Genomic DNA, 17,801 nt, shown 5'->3' on the forward strand with positions numbered 1-17,801 from the left:
GGAATGGACCGGATTGAAGAGCTTGAAACCGCGCTGACCATTGCAAGCGCGACCGCTGATCATATTCAGGTGGATGACGCCCGGCGTCTGACTGGGCCCGGCCTGCTATGGAATAAACCCGGGGCAGTGATGGATGTATTTTTCACCGAGATTGACCCATCTCGGGTCTCTGCGCTGTGGGAGAAAAATGCCCGGCGCGTGCTGGACGCGCTGGGATGGCAGGATCAGGACCTGACATATCGCACCTTTACCGGCGGCATCAATCTGGTGATATCCGCACCGATGGATCAGCTGTATTCTGCGATCTTCGCGGCGCAGACGGCATGGCACTTCTGTGCCGCCGAATTGTTGGGCGCAACTTCCGGTGACTTTGATCAAATGGTGGCGGATGTCAAAGCTGTCATGGCCAAAGAAGCCAATCCCCGCCTGATCGAGCTGATCACAGCGGCCGAGGCGCATGGCGTGGACATTCTGTGTGACGATGATGAGATTTCAATCGGCCACGGCACAGGCAGTCAGGTCTGGCCGGTCGAAGCGCTGCCCGCCCCCGGTGACGTGGACTGGTCCAGCCTTCACAACATTCCCGTTGCGTTCATCACCGGAACCAATGGCAAGACCACGACGACCCGATTGCTTGAAGCGATCGCGCGCGCCTCGGGCAAAGTCGCAGGGTTGACCTCGACCGAGTTTGTGCGCGTGGGCGACGATATTCTGGACCGTGGTGATTACTCGGGCCCCGGGGGCGGCCGGATGTTGCTGCGCGACAAGCGGCTTGAGATCGCATGCCTCGAAGTGGCCCGTGGGGGGATACTGCGCCGCGGCCTGCCGACGCGTGCGGCCACGGCGGCGGCTGTCACCAACGTCGCGAATGACCATTTGGGCCAATACGGCGTCAATACCGTGCCGGAACTGGCGCAGGCGAAATTTGCCGTTCACCGAACGCTGGTCGAAGGCGGTGTGCTGGCCCTGAACGCTGACGACGCGTATGTTCGGGCCGAGGCAAAAAACACGTTGGCGAATATCTGGTGGTTTTCGCTGGACAGGCAGAACGATCTGATACGTCAGGCCCGAGAAGCGGGCCGGCGCTGCGCCTATTTGCACCAAGGCAACATCATCTATTTTGATGGCAGTTCCGAAAGGAACGTTATTGCCGTGTCAGGTGTGCCCCTGACAATGGGCGGGGTGGCGAAATACAATATCCTGAACGCATTGGCAGCCATGTGCCTTGCTCTGGCGCTGGATCTACCCTTTCAGGCGGTGCGGGATGGGCTGGCGGGTTTCAAACCTGATGCACAGGACAATCCGGGGCGCTGCAACGAGTTCAATCGTAATGACGCGCGTGTTTTTGTAGACTTCGCACATAACCCTCACTCGATTTCCGCCGTGTGCGATGCGCTGTCAGGCCTTCCGGCAAAACGCCGCTTTATCATGCTCAGCCATGCAGGTGACAGATCGGATCAGGACATTCGGGACGTCACCGCGACGGCTTTGAAGTTCCAACCCGACGTGATCGTTGCCGCTGAACTGGAAGGCTATCTGAGAGGCCGGGCCTTGGGCGAAATCCCGGACCTGATCGAAGGGACGGCTTTGCAGAACGGATACAGGGCTGATCAGATCCAAAGGGTCCGATCCCCTTCTCAGGCGGCCGCCAATATTCTGGATCAACTCGAGCCCGGGGATCTTGCCTTGTTGCTTGTCCTATCAGAACGCGACGCTGTACTTGAGATGCTGGGCGCGTAGGTGCAACGCCCGTTGGAGTATCCCGGTGATCGATTGAAAAGCAAACCAAGCTGACAATCGGCTTGCGGCGGCCAGGAAATCACCGCCATGAGGGACTGTCAGCCCGGTCATTGATTTTCTCAGATTGTGAGGACTTAATCCATCGTTCGAGTTCGCCGGCGGAGGCTGAGCCAATTCACTCGCCGACGTTGTCAAACCCTTGGCGCCAATGGTGATCTCTTCACAATCATCCGAGACATTGCGGAACAGATCGATCAGGCCGGTAAAGCATGGGTGGTGTCGTCCTACCTTTACCCTCAACAGATATGATCCGGTTTGGGTGGACAATGTCGTGAGGTGCTTATCTCTGCAGAAAAAGCTGCTGAATAGCCTTCACCGTGCAGGTTCAACTTCTCAATCCTGACATTATTCGATTGCAGGTTTTCCCACTGCGCAGTTACTCGCCCAACAGACGCGACAGGTGTTCTGAACCCCTGCGCAAGGTGTCGAGAAATGACATCAGACTGCCAACATCATGCCGTTGCGTTGGGGCATGAACTGAAAGCGTGGCGACAAGCCTGCCCTGCGCGTCCTGTACTGGCACCGCGATTGCAACCATACCTGCCATGAATTCTTCGTCGTCGGTGGAGAATCCCCGCTCGGCCGTCATCTTGATTTCGCTCAGCAAAGACTCCGGCTCTGTCAACGAACGGGTGGTCTGCTGTTTCAGTTTTCCCGCCGACAAGAACCCGTTCAGAGTTTTGGGGCGCAAGGTGGAAAGGTACATCTTGCCACTGGCCGTGCAGTGGAACGGCACTTGGGTTCCGATTGGCAATTGGATCCGTAACGGCCATTTGGTTTCCACACGGTCGAGGTAGATCATGCCTTCTCGATCCGGGATGGCCAGATTGCATGTTTCGCCCACTTCGTCCGCCACACCGCGCAGGATGGCAAGACGCGCGGTCCGCAGATGTTCGGCGGACATGGTATTCACGGACAACAGCCGCAATCGTCTGCCCGGACCATAAGACCGTCCGTCAAGATCACGTTGCAGAAACCCCTCTGCCTCTGCCGTTTGCAGCAAACGATGGATTGTTGGCTTGGCCAATCCCAATGCGTCGATCAGGTCCGAGGGTTTTACCGCCACCCCGCGCCGTGCCACCTCTTCAAGGATCAGCAACAGGCGCAGGTTGGTGGGTATCTGAGGTTCTCGGTCTTTTGTATCCGTCTCGGCCATTCCTTCACATTCTAGTTATTTGGCAGTAGGATCAAGGCCAGTTCGGGGACCAGCGACACCAATATCCAGACTGATAACAGGGCCACCAAGTAAGGCACCGTGTAGCGCAGCAACCGGAAGTACGGCACACCCGTCACGCCCGAAGCTACATATAGGTTAAGCCCATATGGCGGCGTAATAAATCCGATGGATGCCCCGACAAGGAATATCACCGAGAAGTGAATCGGGTCGACTCCGACCGAGGCCGCTATCGGCGCGAGGATCGGGGCCAGGATGATCGTGACCGGAAGGCTTTCCAGCACCATGCCCGAGAAGAAGACAATCACCATCGATGTGAACAGAACCGCATGGTACCCCCCCATGGAGGTCACGAAGTTTCCGATTGTTTCCTGAGCACCAAGCAGCGACAGGATTTGCTGCATCACCACCGAAATTGCGATCAAAGGTGCCAGGATACCCGTAATCTGGGCAGACCTGATAACGATTGAGGGGATCTCAGGAATCGTGAACCCTTCGACCACAAACATTTCGGCGAAACTCTTTTCGGTTGGCGGAATATCGTTCCGGGCCCCCATGATCCGGTTGATAGGGTGGCTGACCAGCCCCGCAATGACACAAAAGCCCACGGTCACACCCGCGGCCTCTGTCGGAGAAAACTTGCCAGTATAAATGCCCCAGAGCACAAGACCGATGGCGAAAAAGCCGAGCCAGGCACCAAAGGCGGTCTTCAGCACCCGGTTCAATTGCAGTGGGATCAGATAGCCCCACCCGTTCATGCGGCAGATGATCCAGCACGCCAGCTGCATCCCGATGACCATCAGCGCACCGGGCAGAATACCGGCGACGAACAATTCGGAAATCGGGAGGTTCATCAGAAAGCCATAGACGATGAAGATGATCGAAGGGGGGATGATGATACCGACCGTGCCGCCCGCAGCAGCGGTGGCTGCGCTGAACCGTTCGTCATAGCCGCCTTTTACCATCTCGGGGTGAAGCATCGACCCGATGGTCGCCGTTGTGGCTGAGTTCGACCCGGAAATCGCCGCGAAAAGCCCGCAGGCACCCAGCGATGCCATTGCTAGTCCACCACGTATCCAGCCCAGGCAGGCATAGGCAAAATCACTGAGCCGTCGCGCGATACCGGATTTGTTGATCAGGTCTCCGGTCAGGATGAACAACGGCATCGCCAACAGTGCGAAGCCCTTGTTGAAGACGTTCAGCAGTTCGGCCCCCATATTGTCCAGTGTCAGACCAAGGACAAAGGAACATCCGATGACCCAGTAGCCGATGACCAGCAGCACCGGCACGCCCAGCATGAAGAGAAAGGTGACCCCCAGCGAGATTAGTGTAACAAGTGTTCCGTCTGTCATCAGTCTGCCCCGATCACGGCCTGCTTGATCAGCGGCTCGCCTGTTTTCCAGTTGTGCAAGTCATCCGCGAGGTTTTGAAACACGCGACCGACCATCAAAAAGAATGACAATGGTGCTGCCAGCAGGAACCACCACTGCATGATATTGTCCGTGCCCAGAACGATCTGAAAGTTCGAGGCCGAAAGCGCCACCAGCCGCGAGGTGGTCACGATGACAATCACCGCAAAGATGAACCACAGCACGGCGTCCAGGAACAGGCAGGCCAGTTGCCCGCCACGGGGCATGGCCGTACGGAATTCGCTGAAACTCAGATGCGTTCGTAGTCGCACGTTGTAGGAAGCACCGAACCAAGCCATTACCATAAACAGAAGCGGAGGAATGGTAGTGGACCAGGGTTCCTGATCGTTGAAAACAAACCGGTCGATCACGCCCCAGAAAATGATCAGCGCAATAGCAAGATAAGAGTACACCATGACCGAACGTTCCAGATGACGCTCGATCAACGGGACTTTTCGATAGATCAGCATGACCAGCGAACCCCCGATCGCGGCAACGACCGCACCAACGATCCAAGCGGCGTCGGATTCCAGAGCAATTTGTATCTCAAATGAATCCTGGCTGAGAAAAGCGCTGAAAATTGCGCCAATGTCTGCCCAAAGTGACATGAAGCCCGTCCTCCCAGTCGGTATTGTTTGAACCGGCCCGTTTGGGCCGGTTCTGGCAGTCTAATCAGGCCTCGCCCTTCCACCAGCGGCGCGGCTCGACGTTTTCTGGCAGCGTGTCCGCAGGAATCTCGCGCGCGATGTCGTAGATCTCCTGGTAGGTATCGATGCCACCGGCCCACTTGTTCAGCCGTTCGCGCCACTGCGCCCACGGTTCTGGGTTAAAGTTCGGGGCACACATTTCTTCGGCCAGCTTGATCTGGTCATCCGGAAGGAAGGCTGGGCGTACGCCGTTTTCCGCAAATATGGTATGCGGCAGTTGCGGATCCGAGAAACCAACGGTGTTCAGCAGCGCCGCCTCGTTCGCGCCCTGGATCAGGGCTTGCGTGAAGTAGGACGACTCCATCACAGCATCCTGCAACTCGCCGCCCAGCCCGTCGAATACTTTGGCAGACATCGAGGTATGTTCTGTGCCGCAGAAGAACTTCAGGTTCACGGATTGCGAGACCACAGGTGCCATGTTCGCATACGCCACCGCCGAAGCCCAGGTTTCCGCCCCGTCGATTAGACCGGTTTTGAGCGCATCCAGCGTTTCTTCCCATGCTACCGGCACAGGGTTCAGATTCAGCAGTTGCATTGCGATCCGACCCAGCTGCGTGCCCGTCACGCGGTTCTTGGTGCCAAACAACTCTTCAAGCTTGGTCACGGTCGGCTTGTCGGCAAAGGTCGAGCCCATTTGCAGTCCGCGCAGTTCGCAGTGGGTGAACAGGAATTTCAACCCGTGCCGCTTTTCCAGCGGGTCGCGCAGGATGCGCTGGCTGGCCGGGCTGTAGAAGAAATGATACTGCGCCGCACGGCTCGGGAACATGTAGGCATAGTCCAGAACGTTCAGATAAGGCGCACCGCCGGCCGAGTTTTGGGTCGAGGCTGCGTATATATCGACGATTCCCTGCTGCGTTTTCTCAACGCAGCTGAGTTGTCCGCAGATCTGGTTGTCGCCGATGAACTCGATCCGAATCTCACCATCGGTCCTCTCTTCCAGATCGCGCGCGAATTCGATGGCTCCGGCGCGTTCAATCAGAAGGTTGCGGGTGTTGAAGCCCGAAGCACCGAATTTCAACGTGTGCTTTGGTTCTTTAGAAAAGCGTTTTTCGTAAGTGGATTCTGCCGCTTGCGCCAGATTTGCCAGGCTCATCGCCCCGCCAAATCCTCCTGCCGCAAGTAGCGTCGAGCTCATGCCGTAACGACCCGCCACCCGGAAAAAATCCCGCCGCGAAATACCACTCAGTTTTCGACCAATCTCCATTGCTTACCTCCCTGTTCGCAATTATTGAGACGTTTTGTATCAAAAAAGACTAGTATAATTCTTGCATCTTGCATAGAGTTTTTTTCAACGACGTTGGAAGGAGGCGGTCATGGAAGTGGATTATGCGGTAGTTGGCGCGGGGTCTTCGGGTTGTGTCATCGCCAACCGGCTCAGCGCCGACCCCAACACGACCGTCGCGCTGTTGGAGGCCGGCGGCCGCGACACCAACCCCTGGATCCACATCCCGGTTGGCTATTTCAAGACCATGCACAACCCTTCGGTGGACTGGTGTTACAGGACCGAGCCTGATCTAGGTCTGAACGGGCGCTCGATCGACTGGCCGCGCGGGAAAGTGCTCGGCGGCTCATCCTCACTGAACGGTTTGCTCTATGTGCGCGGCCAAAAGGAAGATTATGACCGCTGGCGCCAGATGGGGAATGTCGGTTGGGGTTGGGACGACGTGCTGCCGCTGTTTAAACGCAGCGAAGATCAAGAGCGCGGCGAAGACCCGTATCACGGTGTCGGCGGGCCGCTATCGGTGTCGAACATGCGCATTCAGCGACCGATCTGCGACGCATGGGTCGCGGCAGCACAAGCCGCCGGATACCCTTTCAATCCAGATTACAACGGCGCAGATCAGGAAGGCGTAGGGTACTTTCAGCTGACCACCCGCAATGGTCGCAGGTGCAGTTCAGCCGTGGCGTATTTGAAACCAATTCGAAACAGGCAAAACCTGAATATCATCACGAACGCACTGGTGACACGCATAAAGCTGGATGGGAAACGGGCGACCGGACTTGTCTATAGGGATCGCGCAGGCAATGAGATAACCCTCAAAGTACGGCGCGAAATCATCCTGTCCGGTGGTGCAATCAACTCTCCTCAAATTCTGATGTTGTCGGGTATCGGCGATCCTGACCACCTGAAGAAAAACGGGATCGATCCGGTACATGCCTTGCCCAGTGTCGGCAAAAGACTGCAAGATCATTTGCAGGCCCGTCTCGTTTTCAAATGCAATGAGCCCACATTGAATGACGAGGTGCGCAGCCTGATCAATCAGGCCCGCATTGCGCTCAAATACGCGTTGTTCCGCGCAGGTCCGATGACCATGGCAGCCAGCCTTGCAACTGGATTCATGAAAACACGCCCGGACGTGGAAACGCCCGACATTCAGTTCCATGTACAACCATGGTCCGCCGACAGCCCCGGCGAAGGCGTACACCCGTTTTCCGCCTTTACCATGTCCGTGTGCCAGCTGCGGCCGGAAAGCAGGGGTGAACTGCATCTGAACGGCCCGGACCCGTCACAGCATGTAAAGATCATTCCGAACTATCTGTCGACGGAAACGGATTGCCGGACCATCGTCGACGGCGTGAACATCGCCCGCAGAATCGCACAGCACAATCCGCTGGCATCAAAGATTTCCGAAGAGTTCCGCCCGACATCTCAACTATCTGTCGACGATTACGAGGGCACTCTGGACTGGGTCAGGTCGAATTCCGTTTCGATCTATCACCCAACGGGGACCTGCGCGATGGGTACGAATGAAACCGCAGTCGTAGATCCTGCGCTAAAGGTTCACGGCATCGGAAACCTGCGGGTCGCGGATTGTTCGATCATGCCCGAAATCGTCAGCGGCAACACAAACGCCCCCGCGATCATGATCGGAGAAAAGGCGAGTGACTTACTTGCCGCCGGAACATAGCGCAACACGCTCCGTGTCCAAATGCCCGGGCAATCCGGGCAACTCGGCTTGCATATCTTCGGGATATTCGGATGATACCATCCCTGCCCTGACTTACCTCGGAGGCGGCGTCAGCCATAGCGCGGACATCCCATAGTTGGAATTCTTCAACTCCTGTTTGGCAATAGCCTGAAGATGAACCTCGTCAGGACCGTCGGCGTAGCGCAACGCCCTGGCCCAAGTGTAACTGTCGGCCAAAGGCGTGTCAGGCGTCATGCCCATAGCGCCAAAAACCTGCATTGCACGGTCCGTAACCGTTGCATGCACCTGGGGCGCTACCACCTTGATCAGAGATATTTCGCGGAACGCCTTTTTCGCGCCCACCTGATCTACCTTCCAGGCCGCCTTCAGGGTCAACAGCCTGGCCTGTTCGATCTCTAACCGGGATTTCGCGATCCATTCACGGATCACGCCTTGTTCCGAAAGCTGCTTGCCAAATGTCTTCCGTTCCTGGGCGCGTTCCACCATCAGGTTCAGCGCCATTTCCGCCGCCCCGATCGAACGCATGCAATGATGAATACGCCCCGGCCCAAGCCGCGCCTGAGCCAGTGCAAAGCCGCTGCCCTCTTCACCCAGCAGATTGCCGGCCGGGACGCGCACGTCCTTGAAAACCAGTTCAGCATGCCCTTCGGGATCGTGCATGTTCAGGATCGTCGGATTGCGCACGATCTCCAAACCGGGCGTATTCTTTGGAACGATGATCATGCTTTGCTGTTTATGGCGATCGGCGTTCGGGTCGGTTTTGCCCATGACGATGAACAGTCTGGTGTTGGGGTGGCACGCATTGGTGATGAACCACTTGCGGCCATTGATGACGTATTCATCCCCCGCGCGCCGGATGGATGTCGTTATGTTGGTCGCGTCCGAACTCGCCACATCCGGCTCGGTCATGGCAAAGGCCGAGCGGATCTTGCCGTTCAACAGCGGCACCAACCACTCTTCGCGCTGCTCGGGCGTGGCGAACATGTGCAGCAATTCCATGTTCCCGGTATCCGGCGCGTTGCAGTTGAACACTTCCGAAGACCAGCTCACCTGCCCCATCAACTCGGCCAGGGGCGCGTAATCAAGATTGCTGAGCCGCGTACCGGGCTCATCATCCCGCAAGGAGGGCAGGAACATGTTCCAAAGCTCCTCGGCGCGGGCCAGCGACTTGAGGTCTTCCATGAACGAAACCGGGAAATGGCCGGCTTCTATTTCCTCTTTGTGGTCGCGAATGCGCGGATAGATATGCGCCTGCATGAAGGCTTTTAGCCGGTCGTGCATTTCCTCGGCGCGTGGCGATGGGGCAAAATCCATTGTGATCCTCTTCAGTGCGTTGCAGCGGCGATTTCGTCGAGCGCCATTTGCGCCAGAGGGGCCACCAGATCCTTGAACGCCATCGCGTTCTCGTTCGATGCATTTCCCGCCAGCGCACGGCTGTAAACACCCTGTGCAATCGCAGCCATCCGGAAGAAGGAAAACGCCAGATAGAAGGTCCAGTTCTCAATCTCCGGCAGGTCACGCAGCAAACAATACCGCTCGATCATCTCGGCTTCGGAAGGGATGTTCAAAGCAGCGCGATCCAGCCCTTGCAACCCCCGGATCAGACCGGTCGGCGGCAACCGGAGACAGACACAGAAATAGCCCAGGTCAGCCATCGGGTGGCCCAGCGTCGACAGTTCCCAATCCAGAATCGCAGTAATCTGCGGGGTATCCGAAGTGAAGATAAAGTTGTCGATGCGAAAATCGCCGTGGATCAGACTGACCGAACCGTCACCATCCGGCAAATTGCGGGCCAGCCAGCCCATAAGCTGTTCCATCTCTGGAAGATTACTGGTTTCCGCAGCGCGGTACTGTTTGGTCCAGCGGCTGTACTGGCGTTCGAAGTAATTCCCCGGTTTGCCGAAATCAGACAGGCCGACGGCACCTGTGTCAACCGAATGCAGCGCAGCCAGAACGCGGATCATTTCGTCGAAAATCGGGCGATGGTCCGTCACGTCCAACTCAGGAAGCGCCGGGTTCCAGAAGATCCGACCCTCCTGGAAGCTCATGACATAGAACATGGAACCGATGACATCCGTGTCCTCACACAACACGTAAGGTTTGGCGACCGGAACCGCAGTGCCATGAAGTGCCTTGAGAACACGATATTCCCGATCCACGGCATGGGCCGAAGGCAGCAGGTCGCCCGGCGGTTTGCGGCGCAGCACGTATTTCGAACCACCGGCCTTCAGCAGATAGGTTGGGTTCGACTGCCCACCTGAAAACTTCCGATAGGACAACGGACCGGCGAAACCTTCGATGTGGCGCCCCAAATATGTCGAAAGCCGCTCGGTATCGAGTTCGAGGCCGGATGATGTCATGCACAAATCTCCGTTTTCCGCCAGGATGTCTTACAGCTTACCGCCACCAATGACATTTGTGAAATTTACTTGCATGATCGTCAGCATAAATCTGGTGAATGACATGACGACCAAGCTCAACAAGATCGACCTGAATCTTTTTGTTGTTTTCGACGCCATCTATACCGAGCGAAACCTGACCCGTGTTGCCGAACGCCTGTCGATCACGCAACCGGCCGTCAGCAACGCCCTGACCCGGTTGCGCAAGACACTGAACGACCCGCTTTTCGTGAAAACCGGCACGGGGATGCAACCCACGGCCCTGGCAGAGAGCATTTCGGACAGGATCTCAGCCGCTCTCCACCAGTTGCAAGCCGCATCGGCACAGGGTGAACGGTTCGACCCGTTTACCAGCAAACGGCTGTTCCGGGTCAGTTTGGTCGACCTTCACAGCCTCATCATCCTGCCCGGGCTTTTGTCCGGGTTTCAAGGCACGGCACCGCAGGTCGAACTCAGCCTCGTGCGCATTCCCCGCCGGGATACGCGCAAGGCGTTGCAGCAGGGCACGATCGACATCGCGTCGGACATTCCGATGCCGGACAGTTCGGATCTGATCAGCCAGACCATCATGAAGGACCGTTATGTCTGTGCCATGCGACCCGACCACCCGCTGGGCAGTGACCCATTGACGCTGGAGAGTTATCTTCAGCTGACTCACCTGCATGTTTCCTCTCGACCTCAGGGGGCGAGTCCGGTCGACATCGTCCTGCGCAAATTGGGCGCGCGGCGAAAACTCGGGCTTCAGATGCAAAGCTATCAGAACATCCAGGACATTCTGCACAAGACCGACATGGTTGCCACGCTGACCGAACGCAGCGCGCGTGAAATGGGGCTTCGCATGTTGAGGTTGCCGGTTGAAGTACCTCCGATCGAACTCCGCCTTTATCGGCATATCCGTTCTGACGGCGACGAAGCAGTGCAATGGATGTTCGACCAAATCGCAGGTCGCACTGGCAGACCAAACGATTGGGAACAGCATCAAATGGTCGATCAGAGTAGTGACTGAACTATAAGCAACATGAGTCGGCAGGATATCAGAGGAGCTTGCCTTCCGATCCTCGAAACCGGGAAGTCGAAAACTTCACGTGTTGATCTGACTCTCAGACTTTTTTGGGTAATGCGTCATACGTTGCCTGAAGATAAGCAAAGCCGTATCTTCGATCAGGCTCCAGATGGGTCCCCTCTGCCCACTCGTTCCATGCGTTTATGAAAACGATTTTTTCGTCAGCACTGTATTTTTCCTGCGCAAGAACCTGACGACACAAATGTTCCGTCCAGCGCCTGTAGGCATCGATTGAAAACCGGCCCATAATCCGAGGAGCATCCTGATTGCGCGCGGTATTGTCCCAGGAAAGCGTGGAGGACCGAAACAACTTGTATTCAGGTTCCGGCTTTTGAAGCTCTGCCTCGACCACGGCTTGATAATCCAGAACGGCTCCTGTGAACTCTGGATTGTAGATCCCCATCTCATCCGTGATGTCGGTGCGCTTTACCTGATGCGGAGGGAACTCCATAGCAGCGTCGAAACCCAGTTTCTCGGGATCGCCAATATCGAAAGTCTGGGCAGCGATGAGATACAGGTCCGATTCGCCCCAGCTCTGCGCCTCTTTTCGCCATGCTGCGGTTGTTTCTTCGATATTCGGTATGATGTTCGCACGGTAAACGATGAAAACCGGCTTCCCATCAATCCGAATGTAGCGCGGATCATCAAAGTACTTGCGTATATGGCGGAGAAGGTTCAGGGAATCCTCGATCGAATGGTTCTGCGCGATAAGAACGTCATGCGCCCGCCCGTCCCATCGGCGCGTCCAGTTTTCATTTGCCCATGTCAGGCAAAAAGGCATGTCAACCTCCGGATTGCCCAACATTTGTTCGAGCGGGTGTTCCATCAGGGTCTTTCCGCCGAACCAATAGTAGTAATAGGAGAAGCCTCCTATCCCGTAAGATTTCGCGATCCGCGCCTGTTCGACCATGATCTCTGGCAACCGCAAGTCGTAGTAGCCCAGATGAATAGGACAGTGAGGCTGGTAATGGCCCGGGTAATTCGGAACGGCCTTTCCGACATTGGTCCATTCGGTAAAGCCTTTACCCCACCATTCATCATTCTCTTTAAATGGGTGAAATTGCGGCAGGTAATGCGCGATCGCCCGTACTGCGGGATCAGCTTTCGCAGGCGGGTCGAAAGGTTTGAACTCTTCGGCCTGACCAACGGCTTCAAATCCCTGCCTGTTTGATTGCCCCGGTTTGTCCCAACCCCGTTTGGGGTCTCTTTTCTTGGCTGAATTTCTAAACCGCCTTGCCGTACGTGGCGACAAAGGTGGGCTGAGTTTCGACGCCGCGGTCAGCAAATAGTAAAGCAGGGTATCTTTGACGGACATGCAGTTTCTCGTACTAAGGCGCGTCGTGCCGACTATGACAAAGAAAACCTTTTTTTCTACGCAAAGCACGAGACAGAGTTGCATGACGAGTACTTGGAACTTTCATGCAACTCAATCCAGCGTGGTTTTCTATTTTGTGCGGGCCGCGGACAGCCATTGCTTCAGCAACCGACCGCTGACCGTATCGCGCAAAAGACGGAAAGCCCGTTTGGCCAATGATTTATTGGCACCATATGGAACGGGTTGCGCGTGACCTTGGGTGGCTTCGCGACGGCGCGAGATCTCGGGCACACCCACATGCGTCCAGTCGGTCAGCTTTGACCCCTGTAGAGCGGCTTTAGTCGCGTGTAAAAACGCGTGCCCATACTCCCGATCCGGTTCAAGATGACATCCTTCCGCCCATTCATTCCATGCATTCACGAAAACGAAACGTTCCTGGTCAGGGAAATCCTGAGCGGTTTTGCGCAAGGCTTGCGAGAGCCAATATTCATAGTTCTGTGGCGTTCCGTTCAAAACAATCATGGCATTTTCTTTCCGCCGGGCAGTGTTGTCCCAGGACGGAAAAACCGATCGATGAACGTTGTTTTCCGGTCCATAGTTGTGACCCAGGTACTGTTCTGCGATCGCGGAAAAGTCGACGCAATGGCCTTGGAAATCGTCGAACAAATCCACCTCTGGCGAGAGGTTGGGCACGTTGATGCTGTGGGGCGGGAATTCCACACCGGAATCAAACCCGTATGACGCGTAGTCCCAGTTACGGTGCGTAAGCGCACAGGCCAGATGTATTTTGGGGATTCCAACAGACGCGCAATAGTCTCGCCAGACCTGAACGGTTTTGCGCGAGTTCTTCAGATGTTGTGGACGATACACAATCAGGAACGGAGCGCCATCTACTGTTATGTAGCGAGGGTCACGAAAAAAAGGCTCGATCGACTTAATGAATTCCAGATCGTCTTCGGGCTTGTACTTCTGCTCAATGAGGATCTCGTGTTCAGCCGCATCCCAGCGGCGCGTCCAGTTCTCATTCGCCCAGCAAAGACAAAACGGCATATCGCTTTCAGGATCCGCAAGCATTTCGTCGACGGGACGTTCGAGCAGTCGCTTTCCGGAAAACCAGTAGTAATGGTAGCAGAATCCATCAATTCCGCTGGCTTTGGCCATTTCAATCTGCTCAAGCCGCGTTTCACGGACCCGCAAGTCATAAAACCCCAGATCTGTAGGAAGATGAGTTTGATAGTGCCCGGTGAAAAGTGGCTTGGCTTTTGCGACATTTGTCCACTCGGTGAAGCCCTTGCCCCACCACTCATCGTTTTCCGGGATCGGATGGAACTGAGGTAGGTAGAAGGCAATAGTCCTGATACTGCCAAATTCACGATTGGCGATGCTCGTGGACATTACTTCTTCAACCCCAACATCCGCGCAAGCGATTTTTTTTTCTTCTTGGCCAGTGGGCCCGGATCAACGCGCGAACCTGTACCTGAGTTAACGGGACCGATCGTTGATTGCAGGTCAACGTCCTCGGACAGAGGCAAACCAGCCATCATGTTGGTCCAATGCTGTCTGGTTTCTTCATCGGGTTGTTCGACGGGTAAACCCATCAGGTAGATATCATTTACCGCGCGTTCTTTCGGGACCGATCTGCTCACGACTTGGAACACATGAGAATAGCGATTGCGCTGCAATGCAGCCTGAACATCCTGAGGCAAACGACTCCACCGGTGGCAAAACTCCGTCATCTCTGGCGAACGAACCACAAACTCGGCTTGTTCAATGCTCATACCCTGCGAAGACAGCAGGTGCTGAACATTTTTGACGCCGAAAAACCGGACATGGGTTCGATCCAACAGGCCCCAGTCACGATACTCGAAATCTTCATCGACAAGACAACCAGCAATCGCTGCATGGCCAACATGCGGCAGCGAAAGAATCACCGACCCCGTGTCGTTCAAAAGCGATTTCATGCCTGAAAGAACGCTCCACGGGTCGTAAACGTGTTCCAGAACGTCTGCTGCGATCACGTAATCGAAAACCCCGTCTTTTTCGCGAACGATGTCACTCCATGAATCATCGTTGAGATCCATCGGGTACACCGAACGGGCAAACGGCTTTAGCTTCTCGATCGCCGAAGGGTCGATCTCAAGCGCCACAACATCACATTCCAACGTGCCGGAAAGATGGCGCGTGATCGAACCAGGCCCGGCCCCGATCTCAAGCACCTTGGACCCGGGCTTTACCATGCGCAGCACACGTGCAGGTGCTACATCACTATTCATATCAATGTCGTATTCGTAAGTGTGTCTATCGCTCACTGCAATTCTTCCGTGATGCTTATTTCGTGCTTCAATTCGGCTGCTATATAGTTTGGTCTGGTTCAGCAATCCCCAATACCAAACCGATACATGAGGCTTCAGATGTTATACCCAGATAATACTCAGTTTCGGCGGTTACTGTTGCACAAAACTTCCCCGGCAGCAATGACCCCTCGCCTGGGGCCATTGACAACGAAGATTCTCCGCAACCACTTCCAAAGTAACGCTTTTAGACTGAATTGTGGTTCGAAACCCGTTCACCTTGGAGAGTCGACATACGCGTGACTGTCGAGACGTATTTCGTGGTTTCCTGCCGCGTTCCATCAGAGGCATGCTTGAAATAATTGCATAGTTTCCGCAGCTTACCGATATCGCGGAAGGTTGCGGTTTAGGCAGTATGATGTCTGTCAGATGCGCGCTTGGTACAAAGCGCGCACCCTTGCGTCTGCAACCATTTGCAACACCTACGGTGCACCGCATGCGCATTACTCTGGCAAATGGATTGCACCGGGATTCCTATATCGCTTTCAAGGCGTGCTGCTACTTCCTGGTTTCAAACTAGACGACAGGCAACAATCTGCTCACTCACCTCATTTGTCGGAAATCGGAAAACCACAAAGACGTACATCGCACTGCTCAGAGCAAAAAGCCCAGCACTTCCCAACGTGTTTTCGCCAACCTGCCACCCTCGTTGATCGGTTTTATGTCCTGGCTTCACCGGTTCAAACCGCTTCAAATACTTCACAGATTGTTGTCGCTGAGCGGACAAGGCCACAGAGTGCACTCTGCAGCCCAGACCTGTCACACTGGAACCGGGGTTGACCCTAACTGTGTTTGAGAGGAAGTAACAATCAGGTCCATTCCACAGATACGGCGGGCAGGATTGTCACAGATTACGATCATAAGCGTTTGCTACAACAGCACCGGGGTCCTGCCTGAGATGCTGAATTCGATCCCCGAAGGCGTGCCCACGATTCTAGTCGACAATGGGTCGGATGATATTGAAACGGTGCGGCAATTGGCAAAGGCACACGGCGCAACTCTGGTCGAAAACCCTGAAAACATTGGATTTGGCCGCGCCTGCAACCTTGGTGCCGCCAAAGCAACCTCGGACCTGCTTTTGTTTCTGAACCCGGATTCTCATTTGTTGCCCGGAGCGTTAGACGCTCTGCAAGAGGGGGCCGACAATCATCCGGATGCGTCAGCATTCAATCCTGCTATTCTCGACCGGAAGGGGGCACCTCGTTTCAGGCGCTACAGTGTGATCATTCCCCGAAATGAGACCCTGCCCAGGAAAACAGCCAATTCCGACTTTGAATTGCCGGTCCTCGTCGGCGCCGCGTTTCTTGTCCGCCGCGAAGCATTCGAAGCGGTTGGCGGGTTTGATCCCGAGATCTTTCTGTATCATGAAGACGATGACCTGAGCCTGCGGCTCAAGGCTGTCTGCGGTCCACTGTACTATATTCACAACGCTCAGATGCGCCACGCCAGAGGCAAGTCTTCTCCAGGAAGCCCAGCCATCGCTGGCCTGAAAGGCTGGTATATGGGGCAATCGAGAGTTTATGTCGCCCGCAAACATGAAGTCCCGATGGCTTTTGGTCGAGCCCTGGCATCGGCGCTTCTGCAAATGCTGTCACCGGTTGTGTTGTTCTCAGCGAGAAAACGCGCCAAACAATGGGCCTTCTTGCGCGGCGTTTGGCATGGTCGGAATGCCCGACCAGCCCCGTTCAGACCTTGATCACAAAGCGTGAAGCAGTTTGCGGCCCAAGCTAAATCCAGCCTGAACACGTAACCATGAGACAGTTCCCGGCCTAGCTCAAAAGCCCCTTCAGATAGGTGCCGTACGTGGACTTGGCGAACAGGCGCGCGCGCGTATCAAGAGCCTCGTCGTCGATCCAGCCATTCGCCCAGGCAATTTCATCCAGGCTGCCGGTCTGCATACCCTGACGTTCCGTGATCGTGCGCACGAAGTTTCCCGCATCCAGCAAAGACCCGTGTGTGCCGGTATCCAGCCAGGCAAAACCGCGCCCCATGGTCTGCACATCCAGCAAACCTTCGTCCAGATACATCTCCAACAGCGACGTGATTTCCAGCTCGCCGCGATCTGACGGTTTGACCTCAAGCGCCCGGGCCGGAGCATCGCCATCCAGAAAATAAAGACCCGTCACCGCGTAGTTCGACGGAGGTACCTTTGGTTTTTCGACGATCGCGCGGGCTTTGTTTCCTTCGAAATCCACAACGCCGTAGCGTTCGGGATCAGCGACCCGATACGCAAAAACCGTACCGCCGCGCTCCAGTTGATCCGCCTCGAGCAGCAGGTCCGGAAGGCCATGTCCGAAGAAAATGTTATCACCCAGAATCAATGCAGACGGGGCACCATCCAGAAAATCCTCGGCCAGTGTATAAGCCTGCGCCAGACCATCAGGAGACGGTTGCACAATCCAGGTCAAGGACAACCCGTATTGACTGCCATCCCCCAACAGGCGCTGAAACTGATCCTGATCCTGAGGGGTGGTGATGATCGCGATTTCGCGGATCTGCGACAGCATCAAAACACTCAGAGGGTAAAAGATCATCGGCTTGTCGTAGATCGGCAGCAACTGCTTCGATATCGCCATGGTAATCGGGTAAAGCCGGGTTCCGGACCCACCGGCAAGAATAATGCCTTTGCGCTGCATAATCTGTCCTTTCAAGG

Annotated in this window: 14 protein-coding genes; 4 read left to right on the plus strand and 10 right to left on the minus strand. The window is 55.6% G+C overall.

The genetic code is table 11. The features are described from left to right. Positions 1 to 3 precede the first annotated feature (3 nt). Positions 4 to 1,740 carry a Mur ligase family protein gene (locus AC2FEB_RS09950; protein WP_496672899.1) on the plus strand — a complete coding sequence of 579 codons (1,737 nt, stop codon included), beginning with the start codon at positions 4 to 6 and terminating at the stop codon, positions 1,738 to 1,740. Between the two features lie 436 nt (positions 1,741 to 2,176). On the opposite strand, the gene AC2FEB_RS09955 is transcribed toward AC2FEB_RS09950, so the two are convergent. From AC2FEB_RS09955 to AC2FEB_RS09970, 4 genes are all read right to left on the minus strand, one after another. Further along, the gene (locus AC2FEB_RS09955) at positions 2,177 to 2,956 is read right to left on the minus strand and encodes an IclR family transcriptional regulator (RefSeq protein ID WP_117873668.1); all 780 of its coding nucleotides are present in this window, start codon (positions 2,954 to 2,956) and stop codon (positions 2,177 to 2,179) included. An 11-nt stretch (positions 2,957 to 2,967) separates the two neighbouring features. Beyond that, a complete protein-coding gene (locus tag AC2FEB_RS09960) occupies positions 2,968 to 4,326 on the minus strand; it encodes a TRAP transporter large permease (protein ID WP_496672895.1) in 1,359 nt (452 codons plus the stop codon). Then, on the minus strand, positions 4,326 to 4,991 hold the full coding sequence (locus tag AC2FEB_RS09965; RefSeq protein ID WP_496672892.1) for a TRAP transporter small permease: 666 nt from the start codon (positions 4,989 to 4,991) through the stop codon (positions 4,326 to 4,328). The genes AC2FEB_RS09960 and AC2FEB_RS09965 overlap by 1 nt, the downstream gene beginning before the upstream one ends. Positions 4,992 to 5,055: 64 nt before the next feature. Further along, positions 5,056 to 6,294, minus strand: a complete 1,239-nt coding sequence (locus tag AC2FEB_RS09970) for a TRAP transporter substrate-binding protein (protein WP_117873674.1) — start codon at positions 6,292 to 6,294, stop codon at positions 5,056 to 5,058. 109 nt (positions 6,295 to 6,403) lie between these two features. Here AC2FEB_RS09970 and AC2FEB_RS09975 point away from each other — a divergent pair, with 109 nt between their 5' ends. Continuing rightward, a complete protein-coding gene (locus AC2FEB_RS09975; RefSeq protein ID WP_496672889.1) occupies positions 6,404 to 7,999 on the plus strand; it encodes a GMC family oxidoreductase in 1,596 nt (531 codons plus the stop codon). A 93-nt stretch (positions 8,000 to 8,092) separates the two neighbouring features. On the opposite strand, the gene AC2FEB_RS09980 is transcribed toward AC2FEB_RS09975, so the two are convergent. Both AC2FEB_RS09980 and AC2FEB_RS09985 read right to left on the minus strand, forming a co-directional pair. Continuing rightward, positions 8,093 to 9,334, minus strand: coding sequence for an acyl-CoA dehydrogenase family protein (locus AC2FEB_RS09980; protein ID WP_496672886.1), 1,242 nt, complete (start codon positions 9,332 to 9,334; stop codon positions 8,093 to 8,095). Positions 9,335 to 9,345: 11 nt separating this feature from the next. Then, on the minus strand, positions 9,346 to 10,380 hold the full coding sequence (locus AC2FEB_RS09985; RefSeq protein ID WP_496672883.1) for a phosphotransferase family protein: 1,035 nt from the start codon (positions 10,378 to 10,380) through the stop codon (positions 9,346 to 9,348). Between the two features lie 103 nt (positions 10,381 to 10,483). Between AC2FEB_RS09985 and AC2FEB_RS09990 the strand changes: the two genes are divergently transcribed. Continuing rightward, positions 10,484 to 11,425, plus strand: coding sequence for a LysR family transcriptional regulator (locus tag AC2FEB_RS09990; RefSeq protein WP_496672880.1), 942 nt, complete (start codon positions 10,484 to 10,486; stop codon positions 11,423 to 11,425). A gap of 94 nt (positions 11,426 to 11,519) precedes the next feature. Here the strand turns inward: AC2FEB_RS09990 and AC2FEB_RS09995 are convergent, their stop codons facing one another. The 3 genes from AC2FEB_RS09995 to AC2FEB_RS10005 form a co-directional block, all read right to left on the minus strand. Further along, positions 11,520 to 12,797 (minus strand): glycosyltransferase WbsX family protein, encoded by a 1,278-nt coding sequence (locus AC2FEB_RS09995; RefSeq protein ID WP_496672877.1) that lies wholly within the window; start codon positions 12,795 to 12,797, stop codon positions 11,520 to 11,522. Between the two features lie 129 nt (positions 12,798 to 12,926). After that, positions 12,927 to 14,192 carry a glycosyltransferase WbsX family protein gene (locus tag AC2FEB_RS10000; protein ID WP_117873687.1) on the minus strand — a complete coding sequence of 422 codons (1,266 nt, stop codon included), beginning with the start codon at positions 14,190 to 14,192 and terminating at the stop codon, positions 12,927 to 12,929. Beyond that, entirely contained in the window at positions 14,192 to 15,106 is a 915-nt protein-coding gene (locus AC2FEB_RS10005; protein WP_162896900.1) for a class I SAM-dependent methyltransferase, read from the minus strand. Before AC2FEB_RS10005 ends, AC2FEB_RS10000 begins: the two co-directional genes overlap by 1 nt. Positions 15,107 to 15,989: 883 nt before the next feature. Between AC2FEB_RS10005 and AC2FEB_RS10010 the strand changes: the two genes are divergently transcribed. Continuing rightward, positions 15,990 to 16,844, plus strand: a complete 855-nt coding sequence (locus tag AC2FEB_RS10010; RefSeq protein ID WP_496672872.1) for a glycosyltransferase family 2 protein — start codon at positions 15,990 to 15,992, stop codon at positions 16,842 to 16,844. 73 nt (positions 16,845 to 16,917) lie between these two features. Here AC2FEB_RS10010 and rfbA read toward each other — a convergent pair whose 3' ends face one another. Then, on the minus strand, positions 16,918 to 17,784 hold the full coding sequence (gene rfbA / locus AC2FEB_RS10015) for a glucose-1-phosphate thymidylyltransferase RfbA (RefSeq protein ID WP_117873695.1): 867 nt from the start codon (positions 17,782 to 17,784) through the stop codon (positions 16,918 to 16,920). Between the last annotated feature and the right edge of the window lie 17 nt (positions 17,785 to 17,801).

This window comes from Ruegeria sp. YTSC106 (genome assembly GCF_059609765.1).